We start from the raw sequence: 21,764 nt of genomic DNA on the forward strand, positions 1-21,764 counted from the left end.
TCACGGTGAGCTTGTCGAAACGCTCTGTTAAAACTATTTAAGCTAGTCCTTCGACAGGCTCAGGATGACAGTCTATAATTATGGGGCGGCCACTGCAGTTAATACATGCATTAAATTTATTGTTAGTGTTTCCGAAGATTTTCAAGTGTGCCAATAATCTTCTTTTGGCTTTTAATGGTTTCTTCGTAAAGTTCGAGCAATTTATTTTTTTCTTTGATTAAATTTTTAAGCTCATTAAGCTCCTCATCACTTTGGGCAAGGATATCGATCTCAAATTGAGCCAGATCTTCATCTTTACGGTAGTATTCGAAAAAATTAATACCAAGTACTATAGAGATCTTTGTTAATAAATTGGTATCTACCGAGGCCGATTTAAGTAAAGTATCTACCCGGTGTTTACTAACGCTTATTTTCTCGGCAAGTTGATTTCTACTCATCGATTTTGCCTTCATCTCTTTCCAGATCAGTAACCCGATATTTATGCTCATGGTTAAATTTATTAGGGTTTCTTTTTAGACTCAAAACCGTACAAACCATTTTGATAGAGGTACGATGCCATCTGGTAATTGGATATAGCCTCATTAATCAATTTCTGATCTGCTGGTATGGCTACAGCATTTCCGTTAGTAAAATCAGGTTTGTAAGTAGCTGCTTTTTTATTCGGATCGAGAATAACCAGCTTATTATTTTTAATGTAGCCTAAACTCTGGTAGGTGCTTATAAATGCCCTTTGTTCGTTATCTTTCATTTTAAATACATCCTGACCGAAAAACTTACTGTCGTAACTGAAATTCAGGTAACCTAAAATGGTGGGACCGATATCAATCTGTGCGGTGAGTTTCTCGAATTTGCCTGGTGCAATATGCCCCGGACTATAAAAAATCATGGGAATATGATATTTATCTACCGGTAACTGTACCTTACCAGCACTCGAAGCACAATGATCAGCAACAATAACGAATAAGGTATTTGAAAACCAGGGTTTTTGTTTTGCTTCGCGTATAAATTTACCAATAGCGTAATCGGTGTACTTAACCGCCCCCTCTCTGCCGGTATGTGATGGAATATCAATCCTTCCTTCGGGATAGGTATACGGACGGTGGTTCGAAACCGTCATAATCTGTGCGAAGAATGGTTTCCTATCTTTATAATCTTTATCCAGTTCGCGTAACGAAAGCGTAAATAAATCTTCATCAGCAACACCCCAGATATTAGAATAATGGATTTCTGAATCCTGAAGCGCACTTCTATCTGTTACCTGATAGCCATTGTTCGAAAAGAACTCGTTCATGTTATCGAAATAGCCATAACCACCATAAATAAATCTGCTGTTGTAGCCTTTCGAACGGAATATGCTACCTAAAGTGAACAGGTTTTTATTATCAGGCCGTTTTACGATCGATTGTCCAGGGGTAGGTGGGATGCAAAGTGAAAGTGCTTCCAAACCACGAACCGTACGCGTTCCCGAAGCGTATAAATTATTAAATAGCAAACCTTCTTTTGCCAACGAATCGAGTTGCGGGGTTATGTGCTGTGTATTGCCAAATGCCGATAAAAACTCAGCGCTTAAACTCTCTACGCTAATCAGCACCACATTCATTTTGTTTTCGATGCCGGTGTTATTGATGGCTCTGTATGTATTTTTAAATGCTCCGTTTTTGGCGGTAGAATCTTGTTGAAGCAAATTGCTCAGAATAGATTCGGCATTTTTAATCGGGAGGATTTTGTAAAAAGTATTGTAATCGAGCTGATTGTTCCAAAAGGCAAATCCAAAATCGTACATGCCATTGCCCGAAAGTTCATTTACATATTGATTTTTACTATGGTATTTCCATCTATGGCTTACCCCAAAATAAGTAAGAACAGGCAGGCACAAAAGAATCAACGCAATTATCGTTCGTTTGCCGAAACTGGTTTTATTAGTTGTAGATGTTGTAATAGGTTTTCTTAAAAGATAAACGATTAGGGTTGTGACGATTACCAAACCCACCATAATGCTGTTGATCGGGTATGATTGGCGGATATTCCCAATAACCTCTGTGGTATACACCAGGTAATCTACAGCTATAAAGTTATAGCGGACTGAAAATTCCTCCCAGAAGAACCATTCTGAAATGGCATTGAAAATTAGCGTAAAAACAACAAAGAAGAAATAAATGAACAACAAAATCTTGTTCAATTTGCTGGCATACCATTTAGAAGGAAGCAGCCATAGGTAAATTACAAGCGGGATTACCGCAAAAGATGCAGCAGCAAGGTCATAAAACAGACCAATAACCAGAATTTTAAGTAGATTAAATATCGACCAATCAACAGAAGATGCACTATAAATTAATAAAGAGAGCCTCGTGATTAGAGATATGGTAGATAATAGTATTGTAACTAAAAAAACTGGTCCAAATCTATGCTGGAGTAATTTATTTGTTTTTTCTTTAATGCTCATGGTTAATGGTGAATCCGAAGCTTGAACTTTTCTTGCCACACTTTATGTAATCATTGGCGAAGGTAGTTTTCAATTCTGAAGGAATTCTGAAGGTTTGGTTAGGCTTTAAAGGTATTATTAAAGTGTGATACTTAACAATTAATTAATATTCGATTTGTTATTGTTTCGAAAAGTTAACGCTCAGTGTTGACGTAAATCGGGCAACGAGTTTCTCGTATAAGGCTTTATTTATTGTGTTCGAAATTATAATTGTGTTATTTGTGCCTGTACGTGTGGTTTGGCCGAAATCGCTTGCTGTTAACCCAGTTACCAATGCGTTAAGTTGAATGGTTACTTTCGCTAAGTATGCTCCTGAAGTAACTTCTACTCTGGCGGCTTCTAATTTGATCAATTGAGTTTGGTTCATTTCAAATCTAACCGGGATTTTTGTTCCGGAAGCTTCAATATAAGTTCCTGTTAATAACAACGGCGGGTTGGTAAGCGAACTGCTCATGGTTAAGTTAAACTGGTTGTGCTCATAAACACCAGCCACTAATGAAACTGTTCCGGATAATGAATCGGGTTTTAATGCATTAACGAGATATAGATTTTTAGATTCTAAAGACACGGGCGTACCTGCTTTTGTAGCGCTGAATTCTATTTTTGCGATATTGATACTTGCCGTATTCCAGTTTATACTTCCGTTGGTACCCGGCGCAACAACCGCTCCACTTGCCGCTGCATTACTACTTAGCGATGCGCTTAAATTACCTGCACTAAAACTGTAACTTAATTTAGTATCAGCTGCTACCTCGTTTTTTGTACAATTGGTAAATAACACTGCTAATAGTGCAACAAAAATAATGTTGTAAAATTTTTTCATCATATTTGGTTTAAGGAATAAAAAGATTGTTTATGTGGTATTAATATACATTCGAATTCTGTAGTAATTCTGAAGATGTACCAATCTTCTCCCTTTTATCTCCTTAACTCGTATTTAAAGCTTGTAGGTATAATTCAATCTGAAAGAAATTCTGAAGAGAATATGAATTTGTTGAAAAACGATTTCTGGTTCGATAACTGCCCATAAGTATCATTGCTACAGTTTTTCTTCAGAATTGATAAATACTATTGTACTATTTATTGAAGATTGATAAATGGAAAAAGGGCAGGGAATATTGCTGAAAAAGGTTGAAACTTTCGTTAAAGAACTTTTTGAAAAGGAGCTGCCAAAAAGCATGTACTTTCATAGTTTTGCGCATACTTTGTTAGTTGTAGAGGGCGTTAAAATTATTGGTAAGCAAAATGGTGTAAGTGAAAATGAATTGCTGACGCTTACTTTGGCTGCCTTCTTACATGATGTAGGCTATACTAAACAGTATATTGGCCATGAGCTGGCCAGTGTTAAAATTGCATATGAATTTTTACTGGAAAATGGTCTTAAACGCGATCAGATAGAAGTGGTAAGCAACTGCATTCTTGCTACAAAATACCCTCAACTGCCAGATACCGATTTAGAAAAAATAATATGTGATGCCGATTTTTATCATTTCTCACTTCAAAGTTATACTGATTTTGCCGCCAGGCTGAAAAGAGAGTGGGAAGAAAACCTTCGTTTGGTATACAGCGATCGGGAATGGGATGCCATCAATATCAAAATGCTTACGGGGCACGAATACTTTACCACCTTTGGCAAACAAATATTGCAGAAAAAAAAGAACCTGAACATCGAAAAATTGATACAGCGATTTACCTAAAGGTTTTACAAGACAGTTTTAATTTTCTGGTTTTAATGATTACTTTATGTCCAACTAATAACAAAAAGATTAACAATGAAAATCTTAGTGATTGAAGATGAACAGGCTTTGTTGGAGAGCATACTTGCCTATTTTACAGGAGAAGGGAATATTTGCGAGTATGCTTCAGATTTTGCCGCTGCTTATGAGAAAATATCACTTTATAGTTATGATTGTATCCTATTAGATTTGGGCTTACCTGGTGGGGAAGGACTGGAATTATTAACCAAACTTAAACAACTGAAAAAAAGGGATGGTGTACTCATCATTTCTGCGCGCCATTCTTTAGATGACAAACTTGCAGGGCTAGATCTTGGTGCAGACGATTATTTGGTTAAGCCTTTTCATTTGTCGGAACTTAAAGCGCGTGTAAGTGCTATTATCCGCAGAAAAAATTTTGATGGTGACAATGTTATTCATTTCAACGAGATCACTGTAGATGTTTCAGCAATGAAAATTAATGTTAAAGGCAATCAGGTAATACTCACTAAAAAAGAGTTCGATCTGCTGGTATATTTTCTTTCTAACCGTAATAAAGTGGTCACTAAAAATGCAATGGCCGAGCATCTTTGGGGCGATGAAATAGACCTTTCGGATGATTTCGACTTTATTTATACCCATGTTAAAAATCTCCGTAAAAAGCTGCTCGAAGCTGGAGCAGCAGATTATCTTCGTTCTGTTTATGGGATAGGCTATAAATTTGGCGATATATGAAACTCTCCAACCGTTATAATAAGGCAAATATATTAACCTCCATTGTGGTGCTCATCATCACTGGGGTTATCTACTATGTTGTAATCCATTTTATTCTAACCGAAAAATTGGATAGGGATTTAGCGGTCGAAGAGAATGAGATTAACCAATATGTAAATACTTTTCATAAACTCCCCTTACCTGCAAGCTATCTCGACCAACAGGTATCTTATAAAGCCCTGAACGGAACTGTTTCTGAAAGAGAATTTCTAAATACAATCTATTTTAACCCGAAAGAACGTGAAAACGAACCAGGAAGAAGTCTGATTACAGTTGTACACTTAGGCGGTAAAACCATTGAGGTAACCATAACCAAATCGAGGGTAGAATCAGAAGATCTTATTAGAATCATTCTTTTAATAACACTCGGCATTACGGTTGTTTTGCTTTTATCCTTATTGCTGATTAACCGATTTGTACTGAACAGGCTTTGGCGGCCCTTTTATTCTACTTTGAACCGGATGAAAGCTTTCGAAGTAACCCGAATGGATACTATTGAACAAGAGCCAACTAAAATTGATGAGTTTAACGAGCTTAATAAGTCTGTAAATACCATGGCCGAAAGGGTACGGCAAGACTATAAAGAACTTAAAAGTTTTACCGATAATGCCTCGCACGAAATGATGACTCCATTAGCCGTTATCAATTCTAAATTAGATTCTTTGTTGCAAACAGAGTCATTTACAGCCCAACAAGGTGCGTTGCTGCAAGATATTTACCATGCCACAGGCAGATTATCAAGATTGCATCAATCGTTATTACTGCTGGCAAAAATTGAAAATAACCTGATCCCTGATTTTCAGGATATCGAACTCAAAGAAATGGTAGAAGCCAAGAGCCGGCAGTTTCAGGAGTTATTGGAAAAGGATGGGCTGGTATTAACTGAAAATCTTACGCCCGTTGAGATTAAGATGAGTCGATACCTTGCTGATATTTTGCTAAACAATCTCTTTAGCAATGCGGTGCGGCATAATGTAAGTGGTGGATACATTCATATTAAACTCAATCAGCAGCGTTTAACCATTTCCAATTCAGGAAACCCCGGCCATCTGCAAACCAAAATATTCGATCGTTTTTCTAAATCTGTAGATTCTGAAGGCATGGGGCTTGGGTTAGCCATAACCAAACAGATCTGTAACCTTTATGGCTTTCGTATTGAATATCGCGAAGAAAGTGGTGAACATGTTTTTACTGTTTATTTTGGTGATTAATCTGTACATTTTTTACGCATCGTCATGAGGTTGTATCATAAATATAGTTTTGTCATCCTGAGCCTGTCGAAGGACCCACTTAAATACTCTTTATGGTGTTTCGACAGGCTCAACATGACAACATCTAAGGTGAAATCGCCTTTATGATACACCCTCATCTTAATAAGACTCATTCCCAAACACTTAATTTATAAAATAACTGTACCAACAGATAACTTCAGAATTTCTCCATAATTCAATTATAGTTTTGATTAAAATTTAAACTATGAAAAGGTTTTTAGGGGTGTTGTTGATTATAGTAAGTTATAGAAGTCAGACTTATGCCACGGCTGTTATTCAGGATACCCAAAACATAGATTCGCTTAAAAATATCCCTGCAGATTCTCTAGGTCGATGGTACACTGGCCATCCGGTCCCAAAAAGAAAGTTTCAGGCAACGGCATTTATTACACCTGTTTTACTTGCCGGTTATGGTTTTGCCGCCGTTTACGATCATGGTGCATTACATCAACTAGACGTCAGTACTAAAGCTGAACTACAGGAAGATCATCCTTTATTTGCGGCTCATGTTGATGATTACCTTCAATTTGCACCAGCTGCTGCGGTGTATGCATTGAATTTATCAGGTATAAAAGGTAAACACAATTTGTTTGATGCTTCAATGTTGTATGTTACCTCAGCTGCAATTATGGGTGTTTCTACCCATTTTGTGAAACAGGGCGTAGGTAGAGAGCGACCAAATGGGAATGGAGAAAATTCTTTTCCCTCCGGGCATACTGCATCTGCATTTATGGCGGCAGAATTTCTGCACCAGGAGTATAAAGATGTTAACCCATGGATTGGCTATGCTGGTTATTTTGTTGCCACTGCCACCGGAACACTGCGGATGTACAATAACAAACACTGGTTTAGTGATGTGGTGGCAGGTGCCGGATTCGGGATTGCTTCTACAAAGATATCTTATCTTGTTTATCCATATATCAAAAGCCTTTTTACCACAAAAAAAGATGGGAATTTTACGTTTATGCCTTTCCATCAACAAGGTAGCACGGGTTTAATGCTTTCGGGCAGATTTTAATATTGTTCAATATTTTTTGAGTTGAAATCATCCAAAAATGAATATAAAGTTGAAATACCTGATTCTATACTTGGTTAGCTTTTGGGCGGCAAGGGCAGCGGCTCAAATCCCCTCAAAAAGTCTCGATTATTATTTAAAACAGGCTGAATTTGCAAGTCCAGTACTTAAAGATTTTCAGAACCAACAGCGTTCTGCTGGGATAGATAGTTTGATTGTTCGGGCTACAGGAAGACCACAGGTTACGGCCAGTTCTGCAGGGATGTATGCACCAATTGTGCGTGGTTATGGTTACGACGAAGTGCTTACCAATGGGCAGGCGCTAGAAGCACTACTTAATGTGAATTATGATCTACTGAACAAGAAACGTATCAATAACCAGCTCGAGGGCATTAAAATCCAAAGCGATTCGATTAAATATGCCGGGCAACTGTCACTGTATGATTTGCAAAGGTCTATTGCCGATCAATATATTTTAGCCTATGCCAGCCAAGAACAGGTAGGTTTTAACCGGGAAGTGGTTATGCTGCTCGAACAAGAAGAAGCACTGCTTAAAAAATTAACCAGAAGCAATATTTACAAGCAATCAGAGTATTTAACTTTTCTGGTTACGCTACAACAGCAGCAATTGGTGGTAAAACAGGCCGAACTGCAGTTTAAAAATGACTATGCCACGTTAAACTATTTAGCTGGCATTGCCGATACCACACAGGTTAAGTTAGCCGATCCCCAATTGCAAGTCGCTAACCCTTCGATCGATCAAGGCTTTTTTAATAAACGTTTTGATATCGACAGTTTAAAAAACAACAATCAAAAAAACGCAATCGACTTTAACTATAAGCCTAAACTTGGGGTGTACGCAAATGGAGGATATAATTCTTCATTTGTTTTGCAGCCCTATAAAAATTTTGGGGCAAGTATTGGTTTTACTTTTTCCGTTCCGATTTATGATGGTCATCAGAAAAAAATGCAGTACAATAAACTCACTCTTTCTGCTAAAACCATATCCAGTTACCGCGATTTTTTTGTCCGCCAGCAACAACAACAGCTAAACCTGATCCGTCAGCAGATTAACCAGACCGATGCACTCTTTCCAAAAATTAACGAGCAGATCCGTTTTAGCAAGGGTTTGATTGAGGTAGACAGTAAATTGATGCATACTGGCGATTTAAAAGTGGCCGATTTTGTTATTGCGATCAACAATTATATGGCCGCTCAAAATTTGTTGCGCCAAACCAATATTAACCGTCTAAAACTGATCAACCAATTTAATTACTGGAACCGATAACCATGAATAGCTATCTAAAATTAATGTGTGGTGGTATTGCCACGCTGCTTGTTTTTTCGGGATGTAATCATTCTGCCCCGGCAGAAACTGCAGACGAGCCCTCGCCAATTACGCCTGTTCAGGTAACTACAGTTCGGGATAGCGCTCTTTCAGAATTTGTGGAGCTTTCGGCAGTTTCGGCCTATCTGGAGAAAAGTTTTGTGAAGGCAAACATCAACGGTTATGTAGAAAGTGCCCAGGCCGTAATGGGCAAGCAGGTGGGGAGCCATCAATTGTTGTTTAGTTTAATCACCAAAGAAGCAAAATCGATTGGTAACAGCGTAAATAAGCTCGATGCCGGGTTTAAATTTTCTGGTATTTCCAATATCAGAGCCGATCAAGCCGGAACAATTATCCAGGTAAATCATCAAAAAGGAGATTATGTGCAGGATGGAGAAGCTTTGGCTACCATCAGCAACCGCAATAGTCTGGTTTTTCTGCTCGATTTGCCTTACGAATATCATCAGTTGATCAGTCAGAATAGAAACTTAGCTGTCCTCTTACCGGACGGAACCAAAATGACTGGAACGGTTTCAGGTACGATGCCTTCTGTAGATTCATCAGCACAGACCCAGCGTTATATTCTTAAAGTGGGGGCAGGTAAAGATATTCCCGAAGGTTTGATCGCGAAAGTGAGATTAACGAAATTGAACCATGCACAGGCCCAGGTATTGCCAAAATCGGCCGTATTGGCTAACGAAACCGAAGATAAGTTTTGGGTAATGAAACTGATCAACGATTCAACCGCAGTAAAAATAAATGTAAAAAAAGGCATCGAAAACCAAAATATAATTGAAGTGCTCGATCCTAAATTTTCGAAAACCGACCGGATCATTACAACTGGAAATTATGGAATAGCCGATACCGCCAAAGTTAAAATCCAGAAGTAGCCATGAACAAGTTTTTCATTTCCCATAAAAACCCAATTCTGGCAGTATTGCTTATTATACTAATAGGCGGAGTCTATGCTTTCAGCCAGCTAAAAACAGGACTTTTTCCAGAAATTACTTTTCCAAAGATCAAAATTATTGCCGAGGCAGAACTCCAGCCGGTTGATAAGATGGTGGTTACCGTAACAAGGCCTTTAGAAAATGCGGTAAAACAAGTACCCGATCTTCAATTGGTTAGGAGTACCACCAGTAGGGGCAGTTGTGAGCTTTCTGCGTTTATGAATCCTGGTGCCGATATCGATCTGAGCCAGCAACGGATAGAATCGCAGATTGCCAAAATTAGTGCTTCGTTGCCAGCCGGGGTTAATATTTCGGTAGAGAAGATGAATCCTTCTATCCTTCCGGTAAGTGGATACAGTTTGGAAAGTCATAATTATTCTTCCGCTGAGCTTAAAAAAATCGCTACCTATACCGTAAAACCCTTTCTTTCGCAGGTTGATGGCGTTTCTGAGATCCGCGTAATTGGCGGTAAAAGCAAAGAATACTGGCTGGAGCTCGATGTACAAAAAATGCAGACACTGGGTATCGCCCCAGATCAGATCAGCAATGCGCTCAGTCAAACCAATTTTATAAAATCTAACGGCTACCTCGCCGATCATAATTATCTGTATTTATCCGTAACCGATGCTACTGTAAAAAACAAAAGCGATCTGGAAAATCTGGTGTTGAGCAGAAAGGGCAACCGGATTATTAAGGTAATGGATATTGCCAAGGTAAATATTCAGCAGAGTGTAGAATACACCCGGATCAATGCCAACGGGAAAGATGGAATCCTGATTGCAGTAATCAAACAACCTAATGCAAACCTGGTCGATCTTTCTAATGAGATGTTTACCAAAGTAGAACAATTGAAACGCATTTTACCAGCCGGAGTAAGTATTAAACCTTATTATATACAGGCCGATTTTGTAAACGAATCGGTAAAAAGTGTACGCGACAGTTTGTTAATTGGTCTGGCATTGGCCATTTTGGTGGCCATTGTTTTTCTAAGATCGTTCAAGGCAAGTGTTACCATTTTAATTACCATCCCGGTTACGCTTTGTTTAACCATAATTGTGCTTTATTTTATTGGGTATTCGCTCAATATCATGACCCTTGGTGCCATTGCAGCGGCCATAGGTTTAATTATAGATGATGCTATAGTGGTGGTAGAGCAGATTCATCGCACACATGAGGAACACCCCGAAGAGCTGACCATGAGGTTATTGAGCAAGGCGGTGACGTATCTTTTCCCGGCCATGTTAGGTTCTTCTATCAGTACGATCGTGATATTTGTTCCCTTTGTACTGATGACGGGGGTTGCAGGTTCTTATTTTCAGGTGATGACCAATACCATGATCATTACCCTGGTCTGTTCCTTCTTTGTTACCTGGATTGGTTTACCTGTGATTTATCTTTTGCTTACCCGTAAAGGGGGCAGTCATGCAGCAACGGGCAAAAAAGTAGTCGTACACGAGGTTAAATCGCAAAACTGGGTGCGTTATTTTATACAGCGACCTTATATCTCGATCATATTTATGCTCGGGCTGATCGCATCGATTGTGCTCGTTTTCCCACGTTTAGAAACCGGATTTCTTCCCGAAATGGATGAGGGGAGCATTGTATTGGATTATGCTTCACCTCCGGGTACTTCACTAGAAGAAACCGACAGGATGCTTAGAGAATTGGAAAAGGAAATTGTTAAAATTCCTGATGTTCAGGCGTATTCGCGGAGAACAGGAACGCAGATGGGCTTTTTTATTACCGAACCCAATACTGGCGATTACCTGATCCAGCTGAAACATAATAGAACAAAAAGCACAGCGGAGGTGATCTCAGAGATACGCACGCACATCGAAAATACACAACCTGCGTTGGTAATCGATTTCGGGCAGGTAATTGGCGATATGCTGGGCGATTTAATGAGTTCTACCCAGCCCATCGAGGTGAAAGTTTTTGGAAACGACCAGGAAAAACTGCAGGTTTTATCTAAAAAGTTAGCCGATCTGGTTTCACATGTAGATGGTACAGCCGATGTATTTGATGGTATTGTACGTTCCGGGCCAACGGTAAATATCCAGCCCAATTTTACGATGCTGGCGCAATATGGTGTTAGTCCGGTATCCTTTCAATCGCAGCTCCAAACCGCAATGCAGGGAACTTTAATTGGCGATTTATACGATAAACAACAGCTTTCGCCCATCCGTATGGTTTACCCTGGAAGCAGAACTTTTAGCGTGGCTGATATCGGTAAGCTTAAAATTTTCTTACCTGATGGAACAGCGGTGCCCATTCAACAAATGGCAAAGGTTGATCTTAAAGCCGGAATTGCCGAAGTTGCTAGGGAAAACCTGCAAACCATTGGGGTAGTTACCGCAAGGCTCGATAACCGAGATCTCGGAAGTGTAATGAAAGATCTTCAGAAAACCGTAAATGCCAATGTAAACCTGCCTTCGGGTTATCATATCGAATATGGCGGTGCATATAAAGAACAGCAACAATCTTTCTCCGAACTGCTCACTATTCTTATCGCATCGAGTTTGTTGGTGTTTAGCGTAATCTTATTTCTGTTTAAAGATTTTAAAATTGCTTTTCTCATTTTATTGATTTCGGTGCTGGGCATTTCTGGGAGTTATTTAGCCTTGTTTTTAACCCATACACCACTCAATGTAGGCAGTTACACAGGGTTGATTATGATTGTGGGTATTATCGGCGAGAATGCCATATTTACCTTTCTACAGTTTAAAGAATCCCTTGCCAAACAAAGTGTTGATGATGCCATAACCTTTGCCATTTCTACCCGGTTACGGCCAAAATTAATGACTGCACTTGGGGCAATTATCGCCTTAATGCCTTTGGCTTTAGGTATCGGTGCTGGTGCACAATTGCATCAACCGTTGGCTATAGCCGTAATTGGCGGTTTTATAGTAGCCATGCCTTTATTGCTCATTGCCTTACCAAGCTTGATCAGGGGAATTTATAAATAGTAGAGCGGGATACAGGGCTATTGGGTTAAGCTTTTTTACTAATATCTATGGATGGAATAAATTAACTTATTAATCTATAAATTCTATAGGATTTATAGAATTAAATATTATATTTGCCTGCCACCTGCAAATAACGATATGAATAAATTTTACTTTCTTTCATTTTCTACCTACGTTATCTATTGTTCGAAATACCACGAATCAATGCGAATTTGTTGTTGTTACGCGTAAACTTATTGTAAATATGGCTTTCAAAATGGCCAGGCGCTCAACAATAATGCTTTGACTACCAGTCATAAACTAAAATATATCCTTATTATGAACTTCGCCTTATTTTACAGGACATCTCTTGTAATCATTCCTTTGTCTGGTTTTTTCAATCCAGATCCGATAACAGATACGCAGAACAAAATCCATTTGGTAGGAAATGAGCAGGTATGGTATTGATAAAGGATAAACAAACCGTTAAACAATAGGAGGATAGCATATAAGAATTTTACAAACTATATAAAAACGGGGAAACACAGCTGTATCTCCCCTGGATTAAATCATCGAAACAGGTCTTCAATTGGCGTTGGCACCTGGATCAATTTACCACTTAACCCTAAACAAAAGTATGCAAAAATTTGAAGAAGTCAGGTGGCCCTATGGGTCGGCTTCGCAAGTCTCGTTACCAGTTTTCGGGCAGGAAAAACCTGTTCGATCCAGATTATCAGTCCGTTCCTTACGCATGTTGCGCCGTTTAGGAATGTTGATTATCACTCAATTTATTTTTTCAATTGCGGTTAAGGCACAAACCGTACCGCTTATTAACTCTACCCTCAGTGGTTTGGTTACCGATTCGAAAACAAAAGAACCCATTCCAGGCGTAGTGATCCGCATTAATGGAACTACCCACTCTGCAGCAACCGATAATGAAGGTAAATTTAGGTTCGTAACCGGACAGAAGTTTCCTTATACCTTAACCGTAAGTTACATTGGTTATAAAACCATCGAAATTATAGCAAATGGAAGTCCGATTGAAATTAAACTGGAAGAAGCTGCCAACCAACTTGATAATGTGGTGGTAGTGGGTTATGGCACACAGAAGCGGAGTGATATTACAGGTTCTGTTTCCTCTATTTCTAAATCGGCATTGAAACAACCATTAAGTTCGGTAGATCAATTGTTAAAAGGTGCTGCGGCAGGTGTACAGGTTACCCAAACATCTGGTCAGCCGGGTGGTGGCGTAAGCATCCGCGTAAGGGGTGGAAGTTCTGTACAGGGCGGAAATGAGCCTTTATATGTGGTTGATGGATTCCCTTTGTACAACAGTTCGGCTTCGGCAGGTACTTTGAGCGGTACGCCGCTTAATCCATTGGCCAGTATCAATCCCTCTGATATTGAAACGGTTGATATTCTAAAAGATGCTTCTGCAACGGCTATTTATGGTTCGAGAGGGGCTAATGGCGTCGTGATCATCACCACTAAAAAAGGGAAAGCAGATCGTAGTGCGCTTACCTATGAAGGCAGTTATGGCACGCAATCGTTAAGAAAGAAATTAGACCTCTTAAATGCCCACGATTTTGCTTTGCTCCGAAATGATGCTTTGTACGATACGGATCCAACCAAAGGCCGTTTCCAGTATTTGAGTCAGGCGCAGATTGACCAGTTGGGTACAGGAACAGACTGGCAGACTGAAGCATTCGAACGCGCACCAACGCAGAACCATCAACTCACCATAAGTGGCGGTAACCCCAAAACACGTTATCTCATTTCAGGGAACTACTTTGATCAGGATGGTATTTTAAAGAATACCGATTATTCGAGGATCAGTATCAGGGCCAATGTAGATGCCCAGCCCTTTGAGAAATTTAAAGTAAGTGCAAGTATTACCGGGAGCAAGGCCGATGCCAATGTATCTCCTTCGGGCATTATCAATGGCCTGTTGATTATGCCAGCTACCGCTTCTATTTATGATGCTTCGGGTGCTTACACTTTGCGTAATCCTTTCGAAAATATATTCGCCAATCCTATTGCCTCATTAAAAGAGCAGATCAATAAATCAACCACCAATAAATTTTTGGGAACAGCATTTGGAGAATACACCATTATTGAAGGACTGAATTTAAAAGTGTTGCTTGGTGCTGATATAAACAGCGTAAATGAAAAGAATTATATCCCATCAACCATTTATGAAGGAAGTACCATTGGTGGTTCTGCCGGAAAGGGAACTTATAATTCTTATTCCTGGTTAAATGAGAATACCCTTTCGTACAATAAAGCTTTTGGTAAACATGCTTTAGATGCTGTAATCGGTTTTACGCAACAGGAATTTTCCAGCGAAACCACCCGGGCAAATGCCCAGAAGTTTGTAACCGACGATTTAACCTTTAACAGCCTGCAAAGCGGTGCAACTTTGGTAGCGCCTTACTCTGATGCCACGAAATGGGTATTACATTCTTACCTGGCCAGGGTAAATTACAGTTTCGATAACCGTTATTTCTTAACATCAAGTATCCGTGCCGATGGTTCTTCCCGTTTTGGGAAAGGAAACAAATGGGGTTATTTCCCTTCAGCGGCGGCTTCATGGAAAATCAGTAACGAGAAATTTTTCGAGTCTGTACAAAAAACAATCAGTGAGCTTAAGGTACGTGCCAGTTTCGGTACAACAGGAAACCTGGAGATTGGTCAGTACCAGTCTTTGGCAACCTTATACAGCCTCAACTATGTTTTTGGTGGTACAACCGCAACGGGTTTTGCACCTAACCGCATTGCGAACGATAAACTGGGCTGGGAAACCACCCATCAATACGATGCTGGCTTAGATATCGGCTTTTTTAACAACCGCATCCAATTAACGTTAGATGGTTACTACAAGAAAACCAAAGATTTATTGTTAAATGTAGAGATCCCCTGGACAACAGGTTATGGTACATCGCTACAGAATTATGGATCGGTATTAAATAAAGGATTCGAAATTGGCCTGAATACCCGCAACCTTACCGGAGCATTTATCTGGAATACCAATTTAAACTTTTCTGTTAACCGGAATAAAGTATTGAGTATTGGCAATGGCGCACAGTCGTACATCAGCGGAAACTACATTGTAAAAGTTGGCGAACCCTTAGGCAGCTTTTATGGAAATGTAACCGATGGAATTCTACAAACAGGAGAAGAAGCCACTAAAGGTAAATATACGGGTAGCGCCGTGCCAAAACCTGGTGATAGGTTGTACAAAGATATTAATGGCGATGGTTTGTTTACCACTGCTGCAGATAAAGCCATTATTGGCAATGCACAACCCGATTTCATTTTTGGGCTAACCAATAATTTCGAGTACAAAGGGTTCGATCTGTTAATCTTTGTACAGGGCTCATATGGTAACAGCATTTTGAACTCGAATATGCAAACTTTAGAACTGTTTACCGGGCAACAAAATGCCTCTGCCACCGCTTTAAACCGGTGGACACCAAGTAATCCAAGCCAAACCATTCCAAGAGCCAAATTAGATCCTGCACCTGTATTTTCCGATCGTTTTATCGAAAGCGGTTCTTTCTTAAGGTTAAAAGATGTATCAATGGGTTATACCTTGCCAAAAAAGATCGCTGCTAAGGCCAAGTTATCAAATGTATATTTCTATGTAGCCGGGCAGAACCTCCTTACCTGGACAAACTATTCAGGCTTCGATCCCGAAATTACCTCTGGAAGTAATGTATCGCCAGGAACCGACGCCGGGATTTATCCTATCGCCAGATCGGTTAGGGCTGGCTTAAGGTTAACATTTTAATCTATATCCCAATGAAAAAGATAAACTTAATATATGCATCCATTTTAGCAGTGGCACTCTCGGCCTGCTCCAAGCTAGAAGAAGATCCGGATGCTGTGCTTGTTACGGCACAGTTCTACCAAAACGAAGGTCAGGCGGTTTCTGCTGTTACGGCCAATTACCGCAAACTTTACGAAAGTGGCCAGTCGCTCTACAACAGTTTAATGCAGATTGGCGTAGAAATGGCTACCGACGATTATGAAGCAGGGCCAAGGGCCAGAAATGCACACGTTAGGGCCATATCTGGCCTAACCCACGATTCATCCAACGATAGGATGGAGCAGCTGTGGAAACAAAGTTACGATGCCATTAACGCTTCGAACATCGCCATCGATAAAATTGCGCTGATTGATGAGGGGAAAATTAGCTCAGCTGTCAGAAAACGTTTAATTAACGAATCGAAGTTTTTAAGGGCTTTGCATTACTTTAACCTGGTGCGCTGGTTTGGCGATGTACCCATTGTACTGCACGAAAATACTTCTTTAGCGCCCGAAGATTTATATGTGCCCAACGCACCCGAGGCTGCGGTATATGCACAGATTATCCAGGATTTAAAAGATGCAGAATCGCTGCCTGCCCCGGCAGAATATAGCAGCAAAGATTTAGGAAGGGCAACTTCTGGTGCAGCTAAAAGTCTGTTGGCAAAAGTATACCTTACCCATAAAGAGTGGGCAAATGCAGCTCAAAAAAGCAAAGAGGTAATCGATAGTAAATACTATTCGCTGTTTGCAAATTTTGCCGATGTATTTAATGTAGCCACCAAAAATGGTAAAGAGCATATTTTCTCGGCACAGTTTGTAGGTAACGCTGGCTTTCAGGGCAATAGTTTGGCCAGCCGTTCGGCCCCGGCAGATGTGCCCGGTATTAATGGCGATTATGCCGATGCCTTGCATGCCGCTGGCGGTTTGTATGCCAGTTTTGCCGATAACGATACCCGAAAGGCCATCACCTTTGTTACGCAGATGGTAAGCCCTACAAATGGTCAGTTATACACCTTTTCACCGCAGTTTAATAAATATTACGATCCGGCTGTGGTGGGCAATCAATCGCAGTCTTCTAAAAATTTACCCATTATCCGTTATGCTGAAGTGCTTTTAATTTATGCTGAAGCATTAAATGAAGTAAATAATGGGCCAAATGCAGCAGCTTATGCCGCAATAGATGAAGTACGCCAGCGTGCAGGTATTGCAAAACTGGCCGATATTTCTCCGGCATTAACTGTAGATCAGTTTAGAGATGCTGTTTTTCAGGAGCGCAGAAAGGAATTGGTTTTCGAATATCAGCGCTGGTTCGATCTGGCCAGACGGGGAGCCGATTATTATGTGGCCACACTTAAAGCAGCCGGAAAAACTTTAGCGGCCAAGCGCCACATCCATTTCCCTATTCCGCAACGCGAGCTTAACCTCAATCCTAAATTAAAACAAAACCCAGATTGGGTAAACTATTAACCGTTTTACACTAAAATTTAATCGCATGAATTTTAAACAAAAACATTCCACTTTGCCCATAGCAAAAGCATGCCTGCTGGCCTTAGGCTTATTGGTTGTGCAGGGGGCATATGCCCAGAAAAAGCAAAAACCAAATATTGTACTGGTACTGGTTGATGATCTTGGTTTTTCGGATATTGGCCCTTTTGGCGCAACCGAGATAGAAACTCCAAATTTAGATAAACTCGCTGCAGGTGGCCTAAAACTGAAAGAATTTTACAACAATTCGATCTGTGCACCTACCAGGGCATCGTTGCTTACCGGGCAGTACCAGCACAAGGCGGGTGTTGGCTTTTTTAACAACAACCTTGGGCTGGCGGCTTATCAAGGTTTTCTGAACCGCGAATCGTTAACCCTGGCCGAGGTACTTAAATCAGGCGGTTACACTACACTCATGGCGGGTAAATGGCACGTGGGCGACGATCGGAACCAATGGCCGAACCAACGCGGTTTCGATCATTTCTTTGGCTTTGTTGGTGGTGCCAGCAACTATTACGAAATCGGAGAAAAAGGAGCTGAAACAGTGCCATTGGTTAAAGATAATGAACCGTATTTTCTGGAACCAGGTAAATATTTAACTGAAGAAATTACCAATAATGCATTAGGTTTCTTAGATGACCAGCAAAAAGCTAAAAAGCCATTCTTTTTATACCTGGCCTACAATGCACCACATTGGCCACTTCAGGCACTCCCGGCCGATATTGCCAAATATAAAGGTAAATATAAATTAGGCTGGGATTCGTTGCGCGTACAACGCTACCGCAATGCCGTTAAAAAAGGACTTATTGGTAGTGATCAGAAAATTGCCGCACACGATGATCAGGTAAAACCCTGGAACAAGTTAACGTATGATGAACAGGCATACTGGCAAACCCGCCAGGAAGTTTATGCCGCCATGATCGATCATGTAGATCAGGGTGTTGGCCGTTTGCTGGCTAAACTAAAAGAACTGAAGCAGGACGAAAATACATTGATCATTTTTATTTCAGATAATGGCGCTCAGGGTGGCAATGGTACAAGGCCTTACACCCAACGCACCACTGGCCCTGTAGGTACAGCCGGATCTTACGAAACACAGAACAGCAATTGGTCGCAAACGGGTAACTCGCCTCTTCGCAATTATAAAGGCGCGCCGTACGAAGGTGGCATTAGTGCACCCTTTATTGCCTGGTTTCCGAATAAAATCAAAGCCGGAACAATTGCCAAAGGCACCGGGCATTTAATCGATCTTGCCCCAACTTTTTACGAACTGGCAGGCATCAATTATCCAAAACAGTTAAACGGCATAACCAGCAATGCCCTCCCTGGTAAAAGTTTGTTGCCATTGCTTAGCGGAGTAACCGATACCGTGCAACGCTCAGTACCCTTGTTTTGGGAACGTGGTGGCAACAAAGCCGTACGCTGGGGCAAATGGAAACTCGTTTCTCCGGCAGGTTTAGCCGAAAAATATGAGCTTTTCGATATCGAAAAAGATAGGGCCGAAAACGCCGATGTAGCCGCTCAGCATCCCGAAATAGTAGCACAGTTAAAAGCCGCTTATGTAAAGTGGGCTGCAGAAAATGGGGTAGTAGATTACGAATTGCTTAAAACTGCACCAACCCGCCCTGCTCAGGGAAACAACCGCGGCAATCAGAATTTTTAGCATTAAATAAAGAAAAAGATGAACAAAGTAATATTAACATGCGTAGGCGCATTAATGGCCATTCAGGGTTTTGCGCAAAATGCCAGGCCGGCAAAGCCTAATATTATCCTTATCCTGGCCGATGATCTGGGTTATTCAGATCTTGGTGCCTATGGCTCAGAAATTAAAACACCCAATTTAGATCGACTCGCCAATGAGGGGCTTCGGCTAAAAGAATTTTATAACAATTCCATTTGTGCACCAACGCGTGCTTCCTTATTAACAGGGCAGTACCAGCATAAGGCAGGGGTAGGGTATTTCGCCAACGATCTGGGGCTTCCGGCCTATCAGGGTTATCTCAATAAAGAATCGCTTACCCTGGCCGAGGTTTTAAAAACCCAGGGTTACAACACTTTAATGTCGGGTAAATGGCACGTTGCCGGTAAAGATGTAAGTTTTCCCTGGCAACGCGGTTTCGATCATGTAATGATGTCCGAAAATGGAAGTTATTTCGATCAGGGCGATTACGAAGGGGGTAAAAAACGCGCATATACTATTGATGGGAAACCTTACCCATTAGAAGCTGGTAAATTTTACCAAACCGATGTAATTACCGAGAATGCGGTAAATTTTTTAGATCAAAGCGCTAAAGACAAACCCTTCTTCCTGTATTTAGCCTATACTGCACCACACTGGCCCTTACATGCTTTGCCTGAGGATATTGCCAAATACAAAGGCCGGTATGATAAAGGTTGGGATGTACTCCGTGCCGAAAGAATTAAAAAACAAAAAGAACTGGGTATTATTGATGGTAATTCTACCATCTCAGAAAAAGATGCCGATATCTATAACTGGAACAAACTATCGTTCGATCAGCGCAGTCAGTGGGCCAAAAAGATGGAGATTTTTGCAGCCATGGTCGATCGTTTAGATCAGGGCATTGGCCAGGTATTAAATAAGTTAAAGGCAACCGGAGCCGATAAAAATACCATCATCCTGTTTATTTCTGATAACGGTGCCCCTGCAGAAGATCTGGTAAAATGGTATAAAGGTGCTGTGCGCAATTCGGGCCAGGTGGGTACCATTGGTTCGTACGAGTCGCAAAGCAAAAACTGGTCTTATGCTTCAAATTCGCCTTTAAAAGCCTTTAAAGATTATATGTACGAAGGTGGCATCAGCTCGCCGTTTATTGCCTGGTATCCGGCTAAAATTAAACCGGGTACCCTAAAAAAAGGTACAGGCCATATTATCGATATTGCCCCAACTTTTTACGAGCTGGCTGGCGCTATTTACCCTAAAAGCTATCAGGGCATTACGCCGAATGCATTGGCGGGTAAAAGTTTACTGCCAGTGTTGTTTGGCAACGATAACGAACTGAAACGCGATGAACCGCTATTTTGGGAACGTGCAGGCAATCGCGCAGTGCGTGCTGGCAAATGGAAACTGGTATCTACCTGGCCAGGTTACAACTGGGAACTGTACAATTTAGAAACCGACCGCGGCGAAACCACCAATGTAGCCAGGCAAAACCACGATGTAGTAAGTAGGTTATCGGTAGCTTATTTCGACTGGGCTAAAAGAACAGGTGTGGTAGATTTTGCCACGCTAGAGGAGAAAGAGCCACAATCGATGAAAGAGTTCCGTAAAAGTAAGGTACAGGAAGTTGTATCAGAGGGTTTTGGTTTTTAATTGATTTTTTACAAATGTCAGTCTGAGCCTATCGAAGACCCCTATTGTAGCCTCCAACTCCGTTCCTAATTTAGGAGGGGTTGGGGGCTGCAATTAGAAGAAACAAAAAACATTGTTATCCTGAGCCAGCCTGCACTGAGCGAAGCCGAAGTGAAGAGCAAATGTTTTTTGTTTCGACTATTAAAAATACCTTCTATAACATGTTCCGATTTTCATCGGTAGGGCCGTAAGATTCAATTCTTCTCCTTTATTGATCGTTTATACCAATTTCATCGGCAGGTTTGGGTAGTCTGTAATAGTTCGTGCATTTTCATTTGAAAACGAACATTCATAACTCTGTGGGTACTGCAGCCCCGTTATGCACTCCAATCTTTTTATTGCAAATTTTACATTACCAGCAGCAAGAATAGGAGAGATGGCTCTTAAGCAATAAAAAGGATTTCCGCTGCTACCGGGTTTATGAACGAAGGGGTTGTGGTTCTTGGTCCAGTAACCCGCCTTGTAATAAAATTATCCCTAGCCAAAATATACTTAAAATATACAATTTTGGCTGATAATAAATAAATATCTGCAGCCAAAATATGTGTTTAATTCATTATTTTGGCTGTAGATGGTTGCAGCTTGTGTAAATAAATATTCGTCGACTCGGAGTTTATTAA

General features: G+C 40.7%; 14 protein-coding genes. 11 read left to right on the forward strand and 3 right to left on the reverse strand.

Features of this window, described 5'->3' with window-relative positions; all coding sequences use genetic code 11:
- Positions 1–122: 122 nt before the first annotated feature.
- The 3 genes from ACN9MR_RS06905 to ACN9MR_RS06915 form a co-directional block, all read right to left on the reverse strand.
- A complete protein-coding gene (locus ACN9MR_RS06905; RefSeq protein ID WP_215126174.1) occupies positions 123–488 on the reverse strand; it encodes a helix-turn-helix domain-containing protein in 366 nt (121 codons plus the stop codon).
- 11 nt (positions 489–499) lie between these two features.
- Positions 500–2,443 (reverse strand): LTA synthase family protein, encoded by a 1,944-nt coding sequence (locus ACN9MR_RS06910; protein WP_426328879.1) that lies wholly within the window; start codon positions 2,441–2,443, stop codon positions 500–502.
- A gap of 157 nt (positions 2,444–2,600) precedes the next feature.
- A complete protein-coding gene (locus ACN9MR_RS06915; RefSeq protein WP_426328880.1) occupies positions 2,601–3,308 on the reverse strand; it encodes a hypothetical protein in 708 nt (235 codons plus the stop codon).
- 271 nt (positions 3,309–3,579) lie between these two features.
- On the opposite strand from ACN9MR_RS06915, the gene ACN9MR_RS06920 reads away from it, so the two are divergent.
- The 11 genes from ACN9MR_RS06920 (at position 3,580) to ACN9MR_RS06970 (ending at position 21,105) form a co-directional block, all read left to right on the forward strand.
- Positions 3,580–4,179: an HD domain-containing protein gene (locus tag ACN9MR_RS06920; protein ID WP_426328881.1), complete on the forward strand. Its 600-nt coding sequence runs from the start codon at positions 3,580–3,582 to the stop codon at positions 4,177–4,179.
- Between the two features lie 75 nt (positions 4,180–4,254).
- Entirely contained in the window at positions 4,255–4,932 is a 678-nt protein-coding gene (locus ACN9MR_RS06925) for a response regulator transcription factor (protein ID WP_426328883.1), read from the forward strand.
- On the forward strand, positions 4,929–6,182 hold the full coding sequence (locus tag ACN9MR_RS06930; RefSeq protein ID WP_426328884.1) for a sensor histidine kinase: 1,254 nt from the start codon (positions 4,929–4,931) through the stop codon (positions 6,180–6,182). The genes ACN9MR_RS06925 and ACN9MR_RS06930 overlap by 4 nt, the downstream gene beginning before the upstream one ends.
- 265 nt (positions 6,183–6,447) lie before the next feature.
- Positions 6,448–7,260: a phosphatase PAP2 family protein gene (locus ACN9MR_RS06935; protein WP_426328885.1), complete on the forward strand. Its 813-nt coding sequence runs from the start codon at positions 6,448–6,450 to the stop codon at positions 7,258–7,260.
- Between the two features lie 37 nt (positions 7,261–7,297).
- A complete protein-coding gene (locus ACN9MR_RS06940; RefSeq protein ID WP_426328886.1) occupies positions 7,298–8,545 on the forward strand; it encodes a hypothetical protein in 1,248 nt (415 codons plus the stop codon).
- 2 nt (positions 8,546–8,547) lie between these two features.
- Positions 8,548–9,474, forward strand: a complete 927-nt coding sequence (locus tag ACN9MR_RS06945; RefSeq protein WP_426328887.1) for an efflux RND transporter periplasmic adaptor subunit — start codon at positions 8,548–8,550, stop codon at positions 9,472–9,474.
- Between the two features lie 2 nt (positions 9,475–9,476).
- Positions 9,477–12,500, forward strand: coding sequence for an efflux RND transporter permease subunit (locus ACN9MR_RS06950; protein ID WP_426328888.1), 3,024 nt, complete (start codon positions 9,477–9,479; stop codon positions 12,498–12,500).
- 616 nt (positions 12,501–13,116) lie between these two features.
- Complete coding sequence (locus ACN9MR_RS06955; protein WP_426328889.1) at positions 13,117–16,269, forward strand: SusC/RagA family TonB-linked outer membrane protein; 3,153 nt, start codon at positions 13,117–13,119, stop codon at positions 16,267–16,269.
- An 11-nt stretch (positions 16,270–16,280) separates the two neighbouring features.
- On the forward strand, positions 16,281–17,756 hold the full coding sequence (locus tag ACN9MR_RS06960) for a RagB/SusD family nutrient uptake outer membrane protein (RefSeq protein ID WP_426328890.1): 1,476 nt from the start codon (positions 16,281–16,283) through the stop codon (positions 17,754–17,756).
- A gap of 25 nt (positions 17,757–17,781) precedes the next feature.
- Positions 17,782–19,437 carry an arylsulfatase gene (locus ACN9MR_RS06965; RefSeq protein WP_426328891.1) on the forward strand — a complete coding sequence of 552 codons (1,656 nt, stop codon included), beginning with the start codon at positions 17,782–17,784 and terminating at the stop codon, positions 19,435–19,437.
- 18 nt (positions 19,438–19,455) lie between these two features.
- On the forward strand, positions 19,456–21,105 hold the full coding sequence (locus ACN9MR_RS06970; protein ID WP_426328892.1) for an arylsulfatase: 1,650 nt from the start codon (positions 19,456–19,458) through the stop codon (positions 21,103–21,105).
- The last annotated feature ends 659 nt before the right edge of the window (positions 21,106–21,764 follow it).

This window comes from Pedobacter sp. R-06, from assembly GCF_049913135.1.
Lineage (GTDB): Bacteria > Bacteroidota > Bacteroidia > Sphingobacteriales > Sphingobacteriaceae > Pedobacter.